This is a genomic window from Bacteroidota bacterium (assembly GCA_039714315.1).
Classification (GTDB): Bacteria; Bacteroidota; Bacteroidia; order Flavobacteriales; family JADGDT01; genus JADGDT01.
Genome location: JBDLJM010000260.1, coordinates 1 through 2109, shown reverse-complemented (window position 1 = coordinate 2109; position 2109 = coordinate 1). Strand labels below are relative to the sequence as shown.

Below are 2109 nucleotides of genomic sequence, written 5' to 3'. Positions count from 1 at the left end.
ATCCTCAATCATTTATTTGATTGGGGATTTTTTTTGCCCTGAACTTTTATGAAATATTGGAAACTTACTTCGATGGCATAATTTTATATTTTTGATGCTTAGTGAAAATTATTTTAGCGAACACCTTTAAAATAAAAGAGCTTTTCATCCCGAACTTTTCATTTTATTGTGAAATTAGAACTTGATTTAAGCAATTGGTTCATAATAGCATTTTATCATTGAATCATTAACTCATTAACACATTAAGTCATTAAATCATTCGCTCATTAAAACATTATTGTTATTTTCGCTCTCTATGACAAAAAGTGATTTTTTAGAAGTGAAAAAAATTCTGTCACAACCAAAAAAGATTGTGATAATTCCTCATAAAAACCCTGATGGTGATGCTATGGGAAGTAGTTTGGGATTGTATAACTATTTAAAAAACGGAGGACATAACCCAACCGTTTTGTCGCCAACACCTTATCCGAAATTTTTACAATGGCTGCCGGGTAATGAAACAGTTGAAATTTTCGATGAAAATGAGCAGAGTAAAATCGATCTTATTAGTCAGGCAGAAGTTATTTTCTTTATGGATTTCAATACTCTAGATAGGGTAGAAGAAATAAAACCATATGTAGATAATTCTGATGCGGTGAAAATAATGATTGACCATCACCAGCAACCTGACAGTTTTCCTGATTTTACATATTCCGATACAGCTATTTGTGCAACAGCCCAGATGGTTTATCATTTTCTGGAAAATTTAGAAGATGTAGATAAAATTGATGCCGATATTGCAACATGTTTATATACCGGAATTTTAACTGATACTGGTTCATTCCGTTTTGCTTCAACAACATCAACTACTCATCGTATTACTGCCGATTTAATTGACAAAGGAGCAGTCAACCACAAGATTCATAATAATATTTATGATGGTAATACTATGGCTAGAATGAAATTGATGGGTGTTGCTCTTAATAACCTGGTGGTTTTACCTGATTACAAGTCTGCTTATATAACTATGACAAGGAAGGAGCTTCGAGAGCACAATTTTCAAAAAGGAGATACAGAAGGTTTTGTAAATATGGCCCTTTCGGTTGAAGGTATGAACCTTGCCGCAATTTTTATTGAAGATTTGGAGAATGACTTTGTCAAAGTTAGTTTGAGATCCAAAGGTGAATTTTCGGTAAACCAGCTTTCTAGAGATCATTTTAACGGTGGGGGGCATATAAATGCTGCCGGAGGCAGGCTTGATTTGCCAATCGGAAAAGTTGTGGAAATTTTTAGAGATGTTGTAAAATCAAATAAGGACAAAATTTTGAATTCCAATGACTAGAAGTAAAATTGAATTAATATTTTCTCTTTCTTTAGTAGTTCTGTTTCTTTATTCATGTAGCGATCGTGAGCCTCGCTATCCTGTGAGTGTTAGTTCAGGTGTTGATTATAAAGGGTCTATTGAACTGGCAAAGAAAATCAACCAAAAAGAAGAGATTCATTTCAGGGAATATCTCGAAAATCATGATGAAAAGTTTGAGAGATCACATTATGGTTTTCTTTATTATATCAGTAATAATGTAGATTCATTGATAAAATCAGGCGATAAGGTTAAGTATACATTTATTGTAGAAAGTTTGGAAGGGAAGGTGATTTACCCCATGGAGGAAAAAATATTGTCTGTCGACCATCAGGAAGAAATTAAAGGGATGCATGAAGGGTTAAAACTGATGAGTCAGGGAGCCAGCGCAACTTTTATTTTTCCTTCTCATCAGGCCTATGGTTTTCATGGAGATGAAAAGAAGATTGTATCAAATACGCCCTTAGTTTACAAGGTGGAAGTACAGGAGGTAGTTAAGAAGGAAGTTGAATCTACGGGAGAAGAGAGTGAAGTTAGAGATATATTTGAGAGAGAGTTTCAGGTTAAAGAATGGAACAGAAAAGGACTTAAACGGGAGGTGCAGCCGAATAAAACAGATAGCTTAGAAGAAAGCGTTAATGAAATTGAACTCAATAAAGAAGCAGATACAATTCAAGTGCCTAAGGAAGTAAGTAATAAAGGAGAAGAATTAAAAGAAGTTCCTGTTAAAGAAGAAGAAGTAAAAGAAGTTCCTGTTAAAAAAGAAGAAG

2 protein-coding genes are annotated in these 2109 nt (G+C 33.9%); both read left to right on the top strand.

The genetic code is table 11. The annotated features are described in order from the left end of the window. Positions 1–295 precede the first annotated feature (295 nt). The gene (locus tag ABFR62_14160; GenBank protein ID MEN8139561.1) at positions 296–1321 is read left to right on the top strand and encodes a bifunctional oligoribonuclease/PAP phosphatase NrnA; all 1026 of its coding nucleotides are present in this window, start codon (positions 296–298) and stop codon (positions 1319–1321) included. Further along, a partial coding sequence (locus ABFR62_14155) for an FKBP-type peptidyl-prolyl cis-trans isomerase (protein ID MEN8139560.1) occupies positions 1314–2109 on the top strand: 796 nt, incomplete at its 3' end. The genes ABFR62_14160 and ABFR62_14155, both read left to right, overlap by 8 nt.